Origin of the sequence: Streptomyces sp. NPDC007264 (assembly GCF_042869095.1) — a bacterium.
Classification (GTDB): domain Bacteria; phylum Actinomycetota; class Actinomycetes; order Streptomycetales; family Streptomycetaceae; genus Streptomyces.
The window spans coordinates 333566-346908 of sequence record NZ_JBIAFD010000003.1 but is presented as its reverse complement, the minus strand read 5'-3'; the positions used below and the strand labels follow the sequence as shown (position 1 = coordinate 346908).

10 protein-coding genes are annotated in these 13343 nt (G+C 69.3%); 6 read left to right on the top strand and 4 right to left on the bottom strand.

The window, feature by feature from the left end; all coding sequences use genetic code 11:
- The first annotated feature begins 50 nt into the window (after nucleotides 1-50).
- A complete protein-coding gene (locus ACFYMU_RS06600) occupies nucleotides 51-350 on the top strand; it encodes a hypothetical protein (protein ID WP_388368767.1) in 300 nt (99 codons plus the stop codon).
- A 147-nt stretch (nucleotides 351-497) separates the two neighbouring features.
- On the opposite strand, the gene ACFYMU_RS06595 is transcribed toward ACFYMU_RS06600, so the two are convergent.
- The 4 genes from ACFYMU_RS06595 to ACFYMU_RS06580 form a co-directional block, all read right to left on the bottom strand.
- The gene (locus tag ACFYMU_RS06595) at nucleotides 498-1274 is read right to left on the bottom strand and encodes a succinate dehydrogenase/fumarate reductase iron-sulfur subunit (protein WP_388368764.1); all 777 of its coding nucleotides are present in this window, start codon (nucleotides 1272-1274) and stop codon (nucleotides 498-500) included.
- The gene (locus ACFYMU_RS06590; protein ID WP_388368761.1) at nucleotides 1271-3211 is read right to left on the bottom strand and encodes a fumarate reductase/succinate dehydrogenase flavoprotein subunit; all 1941 of its coding nucleotides are present in this window, start codon (nucleotides 3209-3211) and stop codon (nucleotides 1271-1273) included. The genes ACFYMU_RS06595 and ACFYMU_RS06590 overlap by 4 nt, the downstream gene beginning before the upstream one ends.
- Nucleotides 3211-4047: a hypothetical protein gene (locus tag ACFYMU_RS06585; RefSeq protein ID WP_388368758.1), complete on the bottom strand. Its 837-nt coding sequence runs from the start codon at nucleotides 4045-4047 to the stop codon at nucleotides 3211-3213. Before ACFYMU_RS06585 ends, ACFYMU_RS06590 begins: the two co-directional genes overlap by 1 nt.
- A gap of 87 nt (nucleotides 4048-4134) precedes the next feature.
- Nucleotides 4135-4425, bottom strand: coding sequence for a hypothetical protein (locus ACFYMU_RS06580; RefSeq protein ID WP_388368754.1), 291 nt, complete (start codon nucleotides 4423-4425; stop codon nucleotides 4135-4137).
- A 361-nt stretch (nucleotides 4426-4786) separates the two neighbouring features.
- On the opposite strand from ACFYMU_RS06580, the gene ACFYMU_RS06575 reads away from it, so the two are divergent.
- The 5 genes from ACFYMU_RS06575 (at nucleotide 4787) to ACFYMU_RS06555 (ending at nucleotide 13335) form a co-directional block, all read left to right on the top strand.
- On the top strand, nucleotides 4787-6886 hold the full coding sequence (locus ACFYMU_RS06575) for an ABC transporter family substrate-binding protein (protein WP_388368751.1): 2100 nt from the start codon (nucleotides 4787-4789) through the stop codon (nucleotides 6884-6886).
- A gap of 259 nt (nucleotides 6887-7145) precedes the next feature.
- Entirely contained in the window at nucleotides 7146-9053 is a 1908-nt protein-coding gene (typA, locus tag ACFYMU_RS06570; RefSeq protein ID WP_388368748.1) for a translational GTPase TypA, read from the top strand.
- A gap of 651 nt (nucleotides 9054-9704) precedes the next feature.
- Nucleotides 9705-11327 (top strand): ABC transporter substrate-binding protein, encoded by a 1623-nt coding sequence (locus ACFYMU_RS06565; protein ID WP_388368745.1) that lies wholly within the window; start codon nucleotides 9705-9707, stop codon nucleotides 11325-11327.
- Nucleotides 11328-11477: 150 nt separating this feature from the next.
- Complete coding sequence (locus tag ACFYMU_RS06560; RefSeq protein WP_388368742.1) at nucleotides 11478-12404, top strand: ABC transporter permease; 927 nt, start codon at nucleotides 11478-11480, stop codon at nucleotides 12402-12404.
- Nucleotides 12397-13335 carry an ABC transporter permease gene (locus tag ACFYMU_RS06555; protein ID WP_388368739.1) on the top strand — a complete coding sequence of 313 codons (939 nt, stop codon included), beginning with the start codon at nucleotides 12397-12399 and terminating at the stop codon, nucleotides 13333-13335. The genes ACFYMU_RS06560 and ACFYMU_RS06555 overlap by 8 nt, the downstream gene beginning before the upstream one ends.
- Nucleotides 13336-13343: the final 8 nt, after the last annotated feature.

The window sequence follows — 13343 nt, the reverse complement described above, 5'->3', positions numbered from 1 at the left end:
GTCCGCGGACGGCGGTGACATGATCAGGGCGAGGATCTGAGGGGGGTTCGGTGTTTCACGTCATCTCACTGGTCGCCGTAGGGGTGGCCCTGGTGCTCTACGCGGGCGTGGGGGTGCTGGCCGTCACGGCCCGCCGGACCCTGCCGTGGCTGGACGGGCAGATCGTGCGACCGCGGTTGTGGGGCTCCGGGGCCCTGCTGAGCTGTGCGGGACTTGCGATGTTCCGGTACAACGAATGGGTGCGCGACCTCACCCTCCTCGACGTCGTCTTCGCCACCGGAGGGGTCCTCTTCCTGGGCGGTGTGGTGCTCCAGGTCCGGAGCCGGCGGCCCGGCCGCATCTCCGCGTGACGGCCGGACGCAGGCAGCTGCGCCGCCACCGCCCGGCGATGCACCGCTCCCTTGCGGCGGGCCCCCTCCGGCTCCCGGAGGGGGACTCCCCGGGGCCGGAGCCGGAGACGACGCGGGCGATCGCCGAGTACGACGCCGGACGCACGTTCAGCCTTCCGGGGGACGCCTCCTGATCTTCGACCCCAGCCACACCAGAGGGTCGTACTTGCGGTCGATCGCCCGCTCCTTCATCGGGATCAGGGCGTTGTCCGTGATCCTGATGCCCTCGGGGCACACGTCGGTGCAGCACTTGGTGATGTTGCAGTAGCCGAGGCCGTGCTCGTCCTGGGCGGTGCGCTTGCGGTCCAGGCCCTCCTCCGCCGCCGCGTCCAGGGGGTGCATGTCGAGTTCCGCCGCCCGCATCAGGAAGCGCGGGCCCGCGAACACCTTCTTGTTCTCCTCGTGGTCGCGCACCACATGGCAGACGTCCTGGCACAGGAAGCACTCGATGCACTTGCGGAACTCCTGCGAGCGGTCCACGTCCTCCTGCTGCATGCGGTACTCGCCGGGGCCCAGGTCGGCGGGCGGCACGAAGGCCGGGACCGCGCGCGCCTTGGCGTAGTTGAAGCCTACGTCCGTCACCAGGTCGCGGATCACCGGGAAGGTGCGCAGCGGCGTCACCGTGACCGTCTCGTCCCGGTCGAACACCGACATCCGCGTCATGCACATCAGCCGCGGCCGCCCGTTGACCTCCGCCGAGCACGAACCGCACTTGCCGGCCTTGCAGTTCCAGCGCACGGCGAGGTCGGGTGCCTGGGTGGCCTGCAGACGGTGGATGATGTCCAGCACCACCTCGCCGTCGTTGACCTCGACCGTGAAGTCCTCCAGGCCGCCGCCGCCCACATCGCCCCGCCACACCTTGAAGCGGGCTTCGTAGCTGCTCACTCGTACAGCTCCTCTTCGGCGAGGTACTTGACCAGCTCCTCCTTCTCGAAGAGGGCGAGCAGGTCGGGGCGGACGGGCGGGGTGGTCTCGCGGGTGAGACCGATCTGGCCGCGGACCGGGTCGGTCGCCGCCAGACCGCCCGTGGGATCGGCCAGCCGGCACAGCAGATTGACGCGGCGCCAGGCGCGGTCCATCGTCGGATGGTCCTCGCGGGTGTGGCCCCCGCGGGACTCGGTGCGCTCCAGGGCGGCCCGCGCCACGCACTCGCTGACCAGCAGCATGTTGCGCAGATCGAGGGCGAGGTGCCAGCCGGGGTTGAACTGCCGGTGCCCCTCGACGCCCGCCTTGCGGGCCCGTACCCGCAGCTGCGCCAGCTTCTTGAGCGCCTGCTCCATCTCCGACTCGCGGCGGATGATGCCCACCAGGTCGTTCATGGCCTGCTGGAGTTCCTGATGGAGCGTGTACGGGTTCTCCGGCGGACCCTCGTCCGGCTCGCCGGGCCGTGGTCCCTCCGCCGAGAAGGGGCGCAGGGCCTCCGCCGCCGCCGCGTCGATCTGGCCGTCGTCCACGTGGGGGCGCCCGGCGAGCGCGGCCACGTACTGCGCGGCGTGCAGCCCGGCCCGCCGCCCGAACACCAGCAGGTCGGAGAGCGAGTTGCCGCCGAGCCGGTTGGAGCCGTGCATACCGCCGGCCACCTCTCCGGCCGCGTACAGGCCCGGGACCCCGCGGGCCGCCGCCGTGTCCGAGTCGACCGCGATGCCGCCCATCACATAGTGGCAGGTGGGGCCGACCTCCATGGCCTCGGCGGTGATGTCGACGTCCGCCAGTTCCTTGAACTGGTGGTACATGGAGGGCAGCCGCCGCCGGATGACCTCGGCCGGCATGCGCGTCGAGACGTCGAGGAAGACTCCGCCGTGCGGGGAGCCGCGGCCCGCCTTGACCTCGGCGTTGATGGCGCGCGCGACCTCGTCGCGGGGGAGCAGCTCGGGCGGGCGCCGGTTGTGGTCCGGGTCGTCGTACCAGCGGTCGCCCTCCTCCTCGGACTCCGCGTACTTCTCCTTGAAGACGTCGGGGACGTAGTCGAACATGAACCGCTTGCCCTCGGAGTTCCTGAGCACCCCGCCGTCGCCGCGCACGGACTCGGTGACGAGGATCCCCTTCACCGACGGCGGCCAGACCATGCCCGTGGGATGGAACTGCACGAACTCCATGTTCAGCAGCGGCGCCCCGGCGAGCAGGGCCAGCGCGTGGCCGTCCCCCGTGTACTCCCACGAGTTCGACGTCACCTTGAAGGACTTGCCGATGCCGCCGGTCGCGATCACGACGGCGGGCGCCTGGAGGACGAAGAACCGGCCGGACTCGCGCTCGTAGGCGAAGACCCCGCAGACCCGGTCGCCCTGCTTCAGGACCCGGGTGACGGTGCACTCCTGGAAGACCTTCAGCCGTGACTCGTAGTCCCCGGTCTCCTTCTTGTCCTCCTGCTGGAGCGAGACCACCTTCTGCTGGAGCGTGCGGATCAGTTCCAGCCCGGTGCGGTCGCCGACGTGGGCGAGGCGCGGATACTCGTGGCCGCCGAAGTTGCGCTGCGAGATGCGCCCGTCCTTCGTACGGTCGAAGAGGGCGCCCCAGGTCTCCAGCTCCCAGACCCGGTCCGGGGCCTCCCGGGCGTGCAGCTCGGCCATCCGCCACTGGTTGAGGAACTTGCCGCCCCGCATGGTGTCGCGGAAGTGCACCTGCCACGAGTCGTGCGGGTTGACGTTGCCCATCGCCGCGGCGATGCCGCCCTCGGCCATCACCGTGTGCGCCTTGCCGAACAGCGACTTGCAGATCACGGCCGTGCGGGCGCCGCGCTCGCGCGCCTCGATGGCGGCCCGCAGACCGGCGCCGCCGGCCCCGACCACGACCACGTCCCAGTCCTGCCGGTCGATCACGGACATCAGAAGAACCTCGGATCGTCGAAGGCGCCGGACGCCACCAGGTACACATAGAGATCGGCCAGGGCCACACTGAACAGCGACGCCCAGGCCAGCTGCATGTGGCGGGCGTTCATCCTGCTGACGAGCTGCCACGCCCGGTAGCGGACGGGGTGCTTGGAGAAGTGCTTGAGCCGCCCCGCGACGATGTGCCGGCAGGAGTGGCAGGAGAGGGTGTACGCCCAGATCAGCGCGATGTTCACCAGGAAGACCACGGTGCCCAGACCCATGTGGCCCCACCGGTGGTGCTCGTCGCGGAAGGCGAGCACGGTGTCGTAGGTGAGGACGCCCGCCACGAGGAGCGCCGCGTAGAAGAAGTACCGGTGGATGTTCTGCAGGATCAGCGGGAACCGGGTCTCGCCGGTGTACTTCCCGTGCGGTTCCGCCACCGCGCAGGCCGGCGGCGCCATCCAGAAGCCGCGGTAGTAGGCCTTGCGGTAGTAGTAGCAGGTCAGGCGGAAGCCCAGCGGGAAGATCAGGATGATGATCGCCGGGGAGATCGCCCACCAGTCGCCGAAGACATCGGCGTTGGGCCCCGCCTGCATGCTCTGGCACCGTGTCGCCAGACAGGGCGAGTAGAACGGTGAGACGTAGGGCGTCGCGTAGTAGTCCGCGTCGGCGAAGGCCCGCCAGGTCGAGTACACGACGAAGGCCAGCAGCCCGGCGACGGTGCCGGCCGGGGCCAGCCACCAGCGGTCCGAGCGCAGATGCGGCGCGGCGATCGCGGCGCGCGTACCGGTTCGTACGCCGCCGCGGTTCGTATGGGGTTCCGTGTCGGGTGGTTCCGTTCCAGTGGCCAACTTGGGACGCACCTTCTTGACGGGGCTCGGTTCGCCTCCGGGCGCCGGAGCCACCGGCGCGCGCCGTCGGCGCCCGCGCCGACGGGTTCAGGGGGCGTGGCGGCCCCGGGCGCCGAGACCCTCGTCGTCCGAGTCCGTCCACAGGGTGGTGTCGTACGGGGTGTCGGGGATCGTCACCAGATCGGGCCGCCGGGGCGCGGCGGGTGCGGCCGCGGCCTCGCGCAGGAGCGCCAGGCTCTCACGCAGGTGGTCGGCATCGGTGCGGACGCGGCGTATGTCGAGCCCGCCGTTTCCCAGTTGCTGTTCCAGGCGCCCCACCGACCGGCACAGGTCGTCGAGGCATCGCTGAACCGACGTCAGTTCATCTGACACTGACATGACGTGACCTCACTTCCACGGGTCCCGAGGCCCAAGGCGGCGACGTTCATGCGCCTGCGAGTGTTGCGCGTCACACCGGCCGATGTGAAGGGACGTGCAGGGATTGGCCGATGCGCGCCGGTGCGTGCGGCGTGCGTTTCGGCTGATGCCCCTGGGGACTGCGCCCCCGGGCCGCCCCCGGCCCGCTCGGGGATTGCTCCGGACGGGTGAGGTTCCCGGGGGGCGCCGCCGTGTCGCCGCATGCTGCCGAAGCCTTTCCTCTTCAGTGGCCCATAGATCTGATCAGCTCCAAATACCCCCAAACCGGATCATAACCCCCGCCCATCCGATGAGCGGCTCCCCGGAGGTAGAGGTAGACGTGATGGCCCACGACGGCGTCGGACCCCGCGCGGTGATGCGCTCGGGCGCGTTCCTCACGGCGGGGATCCTCGCGGTGTCCGCGCTCGCCGCCTGCAGCGCCGACAAGGAGAAGACGAGCAAGCCGGTCGCCGCGCAGGACATCGCCGCGGCCCCCCGCAACCTCCTCTCCGACGGCGGCACCCTGCGCTGGGCCGTCGACGCCGTGCCGCAGACCCTGAACACCTTCCAGTCCGACGCCGACGCCGCCACCACCCGCGTCGCCGGCGCGGTCCTGCCCTCGATGTTCCGCTTCGACGCGAACGGCCGGCCGCAGCGCAACCCCGACTTCCTCCAGTCCGCGAAGGTCGTCTCGACCGAGCCGAAACAGGTCGTCGTCTACCGGCTCGACCAGCGGGCCGTCTGGAGCGACGGCCGGGAGGTCGGCGCCGACGACTTCGCCGCCCAGTGGCGTGCCCTGTCCGGCAAGGACAGCGCGTACTGGACCGCCCGCAACGCCGGCTACGACCGGATCGAGAAGGTCGAGCGCGGCCGGAACAACGCCGAGGTCAAGGTCACCTTCGCCAAGCCGTACGCCGACTGGAGGTCGCTGTTCTCGCCGCTGTACCCGAAGGACGTCACCGGCACCCCGGACTCCTTCAACGACGGGGCGCGCAGAAACCTCAAGGTCACCGCGGGCCCGTTCGCCCTCAAGGGCCTCGACCACAAGAAGGGCGAGGTCACCCTCGCCCGCAGCCCGCGCTGGTGGGGCCGGCCCGCCAAGCTCTCCGAGATCGTGCTCGTGGCCGTCCCCCGAGAGGAGCGGGCCACCGCCCTCGCCGACGGCAGGATCGACATGGCGGAGGTCGACCCGGAGGAGGCCGAACGGATCAGGCTCGCCGCCCGCGACAAGGGCGCCACCCCCCTGCAGGGCCCCTCGGCCGACACGGGGGAGGACGGGGAGGACGGGGAGAGGGGCGCACCGGAGTCCGGGAAGCAGTCCCCCCTCCGCGGCGTCGAGATCCGCAAGTCTCTGGAACCCGCCTACACGCAGCTCGCCCTGAACGGCTCCCGCGGCCCGCTCACCGACGAGCGGGTGCGCCGGGCCGTGGCCCGCGCCCTGGACCGCACCGAGCTGGCCGGGCTGGTCCTCAAGCCGCTCGGGCTGCCCGTCGCGCCGGTGGGCAGCCACCTCGCGCTCTCGGGACAGGACGCCTACCGCGACGGCAGCGGTGCCCTCGGCCGCCAGGACACCGGCCAGGCACGGGCCCTGCTGGCCGACGCCGGCTGGGTGCGCGGCGGGGCGGTCCAGGAGGAGAAGAAGGCCGCCGGGCCCGGGGGCGGCAAGGCGGCCGGCTCCGAGGACCACCCCGGGGACGGCAAGGCGCCCGGCCGCGACGAACCCCAGGACCACTCGAACAAGCACGGCGGCCGGCACGTCGGCGAGCACATCGACGGCGAGCTCCCGCGGGAGCACGGCCGGGAGGGCGGGATGCCGGGAGCCTACGCCCCGAAGGGCACCGCCGCTCCGGGCGCCGCCGCGGCCGGGACGCTCGCCAAGGACGGCAAGCCGCTGCGGCTGCGGTTCGTGCTGCCCTACGGGCCGGGCTCGGGGTCGCTGCGCACGGTCGGTGACCGCATCGCCCGCATGCTGGACAAGGTCGGGATCCGCACGGAGATCACCAAGGTCCCCGACAACGGCTACTTCAAGGACCACATCGCGGCCGGGGACTACGACCTGGCCCTGTACTCATGGCCCGTCACCCCCTACCCCGCCACCGATGCCCGGCCGATCTACGCCAAGCCGGTCCCGGGGACGGACGGCTCCCTGAACATCGAGCAGAACTACACCCGGGTCGGCACCGACCAGGTGGACCAGCTCTTCGACCAGGCGATCACCACGCTGGACGACGGGGAGGAGCGCAACCTGCTGCGCAAGGCGGACACCCGCATCTGGGCCAGCGCGGCCTCGATCCCCCTCTACCAGCGCCCCCAGCTGACGGCCGCCCGCAGCACCCTGGCCAACGCCGGCGCGTTCGGCTTCCAGACACCGGTCTACGAGGACATGGGCTTCCTGAAGAAGGGCGCGCGGCCAGGCCCCGCGGCGAGCCCCACCGCGTCGTAGCCGCCCGGCCGCCCCTCGCGCCGCCGGGCCGCCCGGCCGCCCCTCGCACGCCGCCGGGCCGCCCGGCCGCCGGCGCCCGGGCCCGGGCCGGCACCCGGCCCCGACCCGGGGGCTGAGCTGCACCGCAGCGACCCGTAGCACCCGAACGGCGGCGCACCCGTACCATGGGGTGAGGCCGTGGCATGTTCAGCCCGGCAGGGCCCGCGTAACACAGACGTACGCGCAGGCCGTCCTCACCACTCCGGGAGTACGCCACACCATGGCCACGCGCCACGACATCCGCAACGTCGCCATCGTCGCCCACGTCGACCACGGCAAGACGACCATCGTCGACGCCATGCTGAAGCAGGCCGGCGCCTTCGCCGCCCACCAGCTCGACCAGGTCGACGACCGCGTCATGGACTCGAACGACCTGGAGCGTGAGAAGGGCATCACGATCCTCGCCAAGAACACCGCGGTGAAGTACCACCCGAAGGACGGCGGGGAACCGATCACGATCAACATCATCGACACCCCCGGCCACGCCGACTTCGGCGGCGAGGTCGAGCGCGGCCTGTCGATGGTCGACGGCGTCGTGCTGCTCGTCGACGCGTCCGAGGGCCCGCTGCCGCAGACCCGCTTCGTGCTGCGCAAGGCGCTGCAGGCCCGGCTGCCCGTCATCCTGTGCATCAACAAGACGGACCGGCCCGACGCCCGTATCGACGAGGTCGTCAACGAGGCGTACGACCTGTTCCTGGACCTCGACGCCGACGAGGACCAGATCGAGTTCCCGATCGTCTACGCCTGCGGCCGCGACGGCATCGCCTCCCTCACCAAGCCGCAGGACGGCACGGTCCCGGCCGACTCCACCAGCCTGGAGCCGTTCTTCTCCACGATCCTGGAGCACATCCCGGCCCCGGTCTACGACGAGGAGGCCCCGCTCCAGGCCCACGTCACCAACCTGGACGCCGACAACTTCCTCGGCCGCATCGCGCTGCTGCGCGTGGAACAGGGCGAGCTGCGCAAGGGCCAGACCGTCGCCTGGATCAAGCGCGACGGGACGATCGGCAATGTTCGCATCAGCGAGCTGATGATGACCGAGGCCCTCACCCGCAAGCCCGCCGAGAAGGCGGGGCCGGGTGACATCTGCGCCGTCGCCGGCATCCCCGAGATCATGATCGGCGAGACCCTTGCCGACCCGGAGAACCCGATCGCGCTGCCGCTGATCACGGTCGACGAGCCCGCGATCTCCATGGTGATCGGCACCAACACCTCGCCGCTCGTCGGCAGGGGCGGCACCGGCAAGGGCGCCAACACCAAGGCGACGGTCAAGGACCGCAAGGTCACCGCCCGCCAGGTCAAGGACCGCCTCGACCGCGAGATGATCGGCAACGTCTCCCTGCGGGTCCTGGACGGCGAGCGGCCGGACGCCTGGGAGGTCCAGGGCCGCGGCGAACTGGCCCTGGCCATCCTGGTGGAGACCATGCGCCGCGAGGGGTACGAGCTGACCGTCGGCAAGCCGCAGGTCGTCACCAGGGAGGTCGACGGCAAGGTCCACGAGCCGGTCGAGCGCATGACGATCGACGTGCCCGAGGAGCACATGGGCGCGGTCACCCAGCTGATGGGCGTCCGCAAGGGCCGGATGGACAACATGTCCAACCACGGCTCCGGCTGGGTCCGCATGGAGTTCGTGGTGCCCTCGCGCGGCCTCATCGGCTTCCGCACCGAGTTCCTGACCGGCACCCGCGGCACCGGTATCGCCCACTCCATCCACGAGGGCCACGAGCCCTGGTTCGGTCCCCTGCAGACCCGGAGCAACGGCTCCCTGGTGGCCGACCGCTCCGGCACCGTGACGGCGTTCGCGATGACGAACCTCCAGGAGCGCGGCACGCTGTTCGTCGAGCCGGGCACCGAGGTGTACGAGGGCATGATCGTCGGCGAGAACTCCCGCTCCGACGACATGGACGTGAACATCACCAAGGAGAAGAAGCTCACCAACATCCGGTCGGCCACGGCGGACATCGCCGAGTCGATCGTCCCGCCGCGCAAGCTGTCGCTGGAGCAGTCCCTGGAGTTCTGCCGCGACGACGAGTGCGTCGAGGTGACTCCGGAGGCCGTCCGCATCCGCAAGGTCGTCCTCGACCAGCGCGAGCGCGGCCGCGCCGCCAGCCGCGCCAAGCACGGCTGACCTCCCCGGTCCGCAAAGAGGCCGGGCACTCCGCGACGCGGAGTGCCCGGCCTCTTTGCGGACCGGAGCGGACGGGGTGGACAGGGCGGACGGGGCGGACACAGGGAAAACCCTGCATCTGGCTCAGGAACCGCACAGGACGGCCCACACCCACTAGCCTGCTCCGGTGTACGTCTTGCCACGTCCCGTGGCTCGCCGGACAACGGCCTTGGACGTGATGGCCGTTGACCGAAACGGGACGGTGCGCACCCACGACCCCGGTCGGCGCGGAGGCGGAGCGGCGCTGTCTCGCACGACAGTCACCGCGATCGCAACCCCTTTTTCGGCGGCCGACTGTTCGGAATCCGGAGATCCGAGACCGATACGTGTGTAACAAGTCCGTTTCGTAGGGATCTTTCAGCAAACCCTTTGTCCGGATTTTGGAAGATGTACACGCGAGGTGTGATCGAACCGAGACCTTATGGGTGTGGTTCGACCTCCGCCCGGTAGCAGATAGTTAGGCGCGTAGAGCTCGGATCAACGGGTCACGCGCTGCAGATGGCGCCGACTCACGAGCGTGGGGGGTTCCCTGACTCTTCCCGCCGCCGGTGGCGGTGGGGTGTCGGGTGTGCTCCCTTGCGGTGAACCTTTGAACTCATGAGGAGGAGCCCCATGCGTGGTGCCAAGAGCGCCAAGTGGGTTGCGGTAGCTGCGGTTGTGGCGCTGGGTGCGACGGCTTGTGGCGGCGGTGGTGACGACGGCGGCTCGAGCAAGGGCAAGGGCAACGGCGTCGTCGCGGTGGAGATCGGTGAGCCGCAGAACAGCCTGGTCCCCACCAACACGTACGAGACCGAGGGCGGCCAGGTCATCAACGCCCTCTTCACGGGTCTGACCAGACTTGACCCCGCCAACAAGGTCGTCAACGCCATGGCGGAGTCGATCGAGACCAAGGACAACAAGGTCTGGACGATCAAGCTGAAGGCGGGCTACACCTTCCACAACGGGGAGAAGGTCACCGCCCAGTCCTTCATCGACGCCTGGAACTACGGCGCCAACCAGACCAACGCCCAGCAGACCAACCCGCTGTTCAGCCACATCCAGGGCTACAGCGACCTGAACCCGGGTGAGGGCAAGAAGCCCACGACCGACAAGATGTCGGGTCTGAAGGCCGTCGACGACAACACCCTCCAGGTCACCCTGACCGGTGCGTTCTCGGCGTTCCCCTCGCAGCTCTCGTTCACCGCGTTCGTCCCGCTGCCCAAGGCGTTCTTCAAGGACCCGAAGGGCTTCGGCGAGGCCCCGATCGGCAACGGCCCGTTCAAGATGAGCGGCAAGTTCAAGCACAACGAGGCGATCAGCACCACGAAGTACGACAAGTACCCGGAGGCCTCGAAGATCGAGGTCAAGGGCGTCAACTTCAAGATCTACTCGAACCTCGACACCGCCTACAAGGACCTCGTCGCCGGCAACCTCGACAGCCTGCTGACGGTTCCGACCTCGGGCCTGCCGACCTACCACAAGGACCTTCCGGGCCGCACGATCGACGAGGCCGACTCGGCCGTCGGCTACATCGGCTTCCCGATCAAGTACAACAAGGCCTTCAAGAACGCCGACCTGCGCAAGGCCATCTCCATGGCCATCGACCGGAAGACCATCACCGACAAGGTCTTCCTGGGTGCCCGTACCCCCGCGGACGACTACATCAGCCCCATCATCGACGGCTACCGCAAGGGCGCCTGCGGTGACGCGTGCACCCTGAACGTGGCCAAGGCCAAGGAGCTCTACAAGCAGAGCGGCGGGCTGCCCGGCAACACGCTGGAGATCGGCTACAACGCGGACGGCGGCCACAAGGAGTGGGTCGAGGCGGTCGCCAACCAGCTCCAGCAGAACCTGGGCCTCAAGGTGACGGCGAAGCCGTTCGAGCAGTTCCAGACCATCCTCAACGACCTGGACGCCAAGAAGTACCAGGGCGCGTTCCGCATGGCCTGGAGCATGGACTACCCGGACATGGAGGACTACCTCCGCCCGGTCTTCTCGAAGGACGCCATCACCAACGGCTCCAACTACTCCGGTTACGTCAACGAGGACTTCGAGAAGCTCCTCGTCAAGGGCGACCAGGCCGCGACGCACGAAGAGGCCGTCAAGACCTACCAGCAGGCCGACGACGTGCTTCTGAAGGACATGCCGTACATCCCGGTGTACTTCTACACCATGAACGCCGGGTTCAGCGACAAGATCAAGTCCATGAAGATCGCCGGTCACCAGATCCTGTGGGACACGGTCAAGCTCAGCTGAGCCAGATGATCTGAGCAGGTCCGACACGCGGACACCGGGTGAGCAGGGGAGGACGGAAGCCCTCCCCTGCTCACCCCTCCTGCTGTCCCCCGTCCGACAGTGCCGCCGCCCCGGCCACGGGCGGGTCGAGCACCCCCCTCTGGAGTTCCCATGGGCCGATACGTCGTGCGCCGTCTTCTGCAGGTGATCCCTGTGGTGATAGGCGTCACGTTCATCATCTTCTGCCTGGTCTTCGCGCTGCCCGGCGACCCGATCCAGGCACTCGCCGGCGACAAGCGTGCCGACCCCAACATCGCGGCCATCCTCCGCGACCACTACCACCTCAACGAGCCGCTCTACCAGCAGTACTGGCACTACATCAGCGGCGTCTTCACCGGTGACCTCGGTGAGACGTACAACGGCCGTGCCATCTCCGACATCGTCTCCCAGCGGTTCCCCGTCACCCTGAAGCTCGGGCTGACCGCCTTCGCCATCGAGGCCGTCATCGGCATCCTGGCGGGCATCATGTCCGCGCTGAACCGGGGCAAGTTCCTGGACAACGTGGTGCTGGTGGCCACCCTGGTGCTGATCTCGATCCCCGTCTTCGTGCTCGGCAGCGTGTTCCAGCTCGAGTTCGGCCTGAAGCTCAAGGCCACGCCGATCGCCGGCATCGAGAAGGGCTGGCCGCAGAGTTACATCCTCCCGGCCATCGTGCTCGCCTCGACATCGATGGCGTACATCGCGCGCCTGGTCCGGTCGAGCCTGACGGAGTCGATCCGGGCCGACTACGTACGCACGGCGATCGCCAAGGGCCTGCCGCGACGCCGGGTCATCGGGCTGCACGCCATGCGCAACTCCCTCATCCCGGTCGTCACCTTCCTCGGCTTCGACCTCGGCGCCCTCATGGGCGGCGCCATCATCACCGAGCGCGTGTTCAACATGCCCGGTATCGGTGGCCAGTTGGCGCAGTCCGTCTATCTGCGCGAGCGCCCCATCGTCGTCGGTCTGGTGACCCTGCTGGTGCTGATCTACCTGGTCGCCAACCTGCTCGTGGACCTGATGTATGCCGTGCTCGACCCGAGGATCCGTTATGAGTGAGAAGACGATAGAGAGGCCCACCACCGACGAGGCCGCTCTCACGAAGGAGATCGAGGCCGAGGAGAAGGCGGCCGCCCGCCAGGCGAGCCTGCTCAAGGACGGCTGGGCGGACCTGCGCAAGCGGCCCATGTTCCTGGTGACCGCCTTCGTCATCGTCTGCCTGCTCGCCCTGGCGGTCGTCCCCGGCCTGTTCACGGCACGCTCCCCGTTCTCCGACGGCTTCTGCCAGTTGCAGAACTCCATGAACGGGCCGTCCTCCGGGCACCTGTTCGGCTTCGACGTGCAGGGCTGCGACATCTACACCCGGACCGTGTACGGCACCCGCAACTCGATCGTCGTCGGTGTGGTGACCACCATCGCCACCACCCTGATCGGCGGGCTGCTGGGCATGCTGGCGGGCCTGGTCGGCGGCTGGCTCGACGCGCTGCTGTCCCGGATCACCGAGGTCTTCTCGGCCCTGCCGCTCATCATCGGCGGTCTGCTGATCATGTCGATCTGGCGCACCGGTGACGTGTGGACGGTGTCGTTCATCATGGCGGTCCTCGGCTGGCCGCAGGTCTTCAGGATCATGCGCGGCGAGGTCATCTCGAACAAGTACAACGACTACGTGATGGCCGCCCGGGCGCTCGGCGCGGGTTCGGGTCGGATCGCGTTCCGGCACATCCTGCCGAACACGCTCGCCCCCGTCATCGTCATCACCACGATGAACCTCGGTGTCTACATCGCCGCCGAGGCCGCCCTGTCCTACCTGGGCATCGGCATCCAGTACCCGAACATCTCCTGGGGCCTGATGATCAGTGACGCCCAGGACCGGTTCCTGACCTCGCCGCACGCGCTGCTCTTCCCGGCCGGCGCCCTGAGCATCACCGTGCTGGCGTTCATCATGCTCGGCGACGTGGTTCGCGACGCCTTCGACCCGAAGATGCGCTGAGGGAGGCG

Coding starts and splice junctions, on each gene's coding strand:
- ACFYMU_RS06590 (WP_388368761.1), bottom strand. CDS start 3,211: ATGTCCGTGATCGACCGGCAGGACTGGGACGTGGTCGTGGTCGGGGCC.
- ACFYMU_RS06565 (WP_388368745.1), top strand. CDS start 9,705: ATGCGTGGTGCCAAGAGCGCCAAGTGGGTTGCGGTAGCTGCGGTTGTG.
- typA (WP_388368748.1), top strand. CDS start 7,146: ATGGCCACGCGCCACGACATCCGCAACGTCGCCATCGTCGCCCACGTC.
- ACFYMU_RS06580 (WP_388368754.1), bottom strand. CDS start 4,425: ATGTCAGTGTCAGATGAACTGACGTCGGTTCAGCGATGCCTCGACGAC.
- ACFYMU_RS06575 (WP_388368751.1), top strand. CDS start 4,787: ATGGCCCACGACGGCGTCGGACCCCGCGCGGTGATGCGCTCGGGCGCG.
- ACFYMU_RS06560 (WP_388368742.1), top strand. CDS start 11,478: ATGGGCCGATACGTCGTGCGCCGTCTTCTGCAGGTGATCCCTGTGGTG.
- ACFYMU_RS06555 (WP_388368739.1), top strand. CDS start 12,397: ATGAGTGAGAAGACGATAGAGAGGCCCACCACCGACGAGGCCGCTCTC.